Here is a 2,426-nt window from a genome sequence, read left to right as displayed (position 1 = left end):
TCGCTCTGCAAAGCAAAGAGCAGAACGAGGCTTCCTGCTGTGGCGCCACCGGTTGCGGCACCGTCGACTACGCTATCTTTGCCGACAACTACACCGAACTTGAAGGGTATAACCCGGATGCAGACCTGGGGCTGGGATGCGGCGTACCGACCGAATTTGCCCGCATCAGGAAAGGCGATACGGTCGTAGACCTGGGTTCCGGAGCGGGCAACGATTGCTTCGTGGCACGCGCCCTGACAGGTGAAGGCGGCAAAGTGATCGGCGTGGATATGACGGAGGCAATGATTGCCAAAGCCCGTGAAAATGCCGACAAACTCGGTTTCAACAACGTGGAATTCCGGCAAGGCGAGATCGAAGCTATGCCCATTGCCGCTGACCGTGCCGATGTGGTCATCAGCAACTGCGTGCTTAACCTCGTACCGGACAAGCGCAAGGCATTTGCCGAAACTTTCCGCGTGTTGAAGCCGGGCGGCCATTTCAGTATATCGGATGTGGTGCTGGTAGGTGAACTGCCAAAAGCTATTATCGCGGCCAGCGAAATGTATGCCGGTTGTGTGTCCGGAGCCATCCAGAAAGAAGAATACCTGCAGATCATCCGCGAGGCTGGTTTTGAAAACATCACTTTGCAAAAGGAGAAAGCTATCCATGTTCCGGATGAGATCCTGCAGGATTACCTGGATGCCGAAGGTATACAGCAGTTCAGGGAAAGCAACATTGGTATATACAGCATCACGGTGTACGGCGACAAACCGTCGGAAGAAGACTGCTGCGAACCAGGTTGCTGCTAATCTTTGACCTGCATAATAGATAAAAGGCCACCCTATACCTGGGGTGGCCTTTTATGTTAACTTGAACTTACGTTTTAAGACAATAACCGGTGAAGCCTAGCATGGTTTGCTCTGCCGGGGTCTACATCCCCTCCTCTCCTTCACGAAGGAGGTATTTTGAGAGCTACAAGCTGGCGCTACCGTGCCTAATAAAGCCGCCACTTCATAGCAAAATACAGCTTATCGATACGCAGCCAGAACCAGCATCACCAACGTTAACTGAATCCCTACTCCTATCCCGACACCTGCCAGCGCCTTGTTCTTTTTCCTTTTGTGTGCCTGCTTTTGATATCCTTGCACATAGTCCGTATAGGAGAGTAAATGCGTATCCGACACCCGGAAGTTCTCGGTCCTGGGTGGCGTTGCACCAATCACCAGACTGCCAGCCAGCCCGATCGGGAACATAATCAGGGAACTGGCAGCCGATCCCCACATCGCGCCATTGCCTTTGTAATATTTCAGCGCATCCTCCCTCCCCAGGCTTTGCATCATTTCTGGTGACCAAGCCGAATGTAGATTGGCCGGACTGTCCGGCAGGTTCTGCTCAAAAACTTCCTTACTCCCGTTTTCGAACTGTATCATAAACACCTCTCCCTTCGGCAGACGCCGGGCTATACCTTGTAGTGAATCCGGGTATTGGTATAGGACTTCGTGAAGTGTAATCTCGAGTATACGCGCCTTTATTTCATCGCCAGTTACTTTGACGATCTTATCCTGGGCGCATACACTCAGTTGGAGCAGGAAAAGGATACCAAATGTTAAAAATATTTTCATGGTTGATAAGTTTAAAATGAGTTTAGTTCAGGATTGTCCTGGTGTAACATCCCAGCAGTAAAAAGGAGAGGATAGTATAGCTCGCTTAGTACTTGCGCGAATTAAAGCCAAAGAGGATACTGAAGCGCATCCCGTCTTTAGAAGGAGCGATAGCCACATTGACCGGAAAATTGACGCCCTGCGTCTGAAAATTGGTGCCGGCAGCCAGTACCAGCCCCGCTCCTCCCAGTGTCACATTCGGCCCGATCCCAAACTCCAACCCTTTCGCTCCCCTCACACCGACCAGTGCACTCAGGCTTGGCAGAAATTTGCCCTGTTCCAATCCACCTATCAGGGGTACAAACTCAAACAGGCCGGATGTACCATTTTCGAGTGTGAATACACGCGTCTCAAACTGCCAGCCAAACTGCGTCATAAACGCATTCACTTCTGTATCATAATCATTGCTGATATGGTCGATGTATTTCTGACTCAGCACAGTAAAACCAAGACGCGGTCCACCTAGCCTGAGGTTCTCCTTCGGGTACCCGGTTCTGGCAGGGTAATTCACCTGGCTGGAGGCCGGCCGAACGACATCCTGAAAGGTTACTTTCGTGCCATTCTCATACTTGATCATGAACACTTCCCCTTTTGCAATCGAAATAAGAGGTCCTTCCAGGTTGTCATAGCGCTTATACCTGATCTCCTCCAGGTTAATCTCCAGTACTTTTACCTCTAGCTCATCACCGTTGCGCTTGATGAGGATATCCTGGGCCTGGCTGATCAGGAACGAAGTACAGGCTAATAAAGTGAATAAAAGCTTTTTCATGTAGAATGGTTTTAGAT

The 2,426-nt window shown here is 50.4% G+C and carries 3 protein-coding genes; 1 reads left to right on the top strand and 2 read right to left on the bottom strand.

Annotation, left to right across the window (positions count from 1 at the left end):
- Positions 1–788, top strand: a 788-nt coding sequence (locus OB13_RS17155) for an arsenite methyltransferase (RefSeq protein ID WP_461491406.1), incomplete at its 5' end; no start/stop codon positions are given.
- Between the two features lie 219 nt (positions 789–1,007).
- Here OB13_RS17155 and OB13_RS17150 read toward each other — a convergent pair.
- Together OB13_RS17150 and OB13_RS17145 are read right to left on the bottom strand one after the other, a co-directional pair.
- Positions 1,008–1,601, bottom strand: coding sequence for a hypothetical protein (locus OB13_RS17150; protein ID WP_461491405.1), 594 nt, complete (start codon positions 1,599–1,601; stop codon positions 1,008–1,010).
- 85 nt (positions 1,602–1,686) lie between these two features.
- The gene (locus tag OB13_RS17145; RefSeq protein ID WP_461491404.1) at positions 1,687–2,409 is read right to left on the bottom strand and encodes a hypothetical protein; all 723 of its coding nucleotides are present in this window, start codon (positions 2,407–2,409) and stop codon (positions 1,687–1,689) included.
- Positions 2,410–2,426: the final 17 nt, after the last annotated feature.

The organism is Pontibacter sp. HJ8, assembly GCF_054824225.1.
The sequence above is the reverse complement of the archived record's forward strand: the minus strand, read 5'-3'. Positions and strand labels throughout refer to the sequence as shown.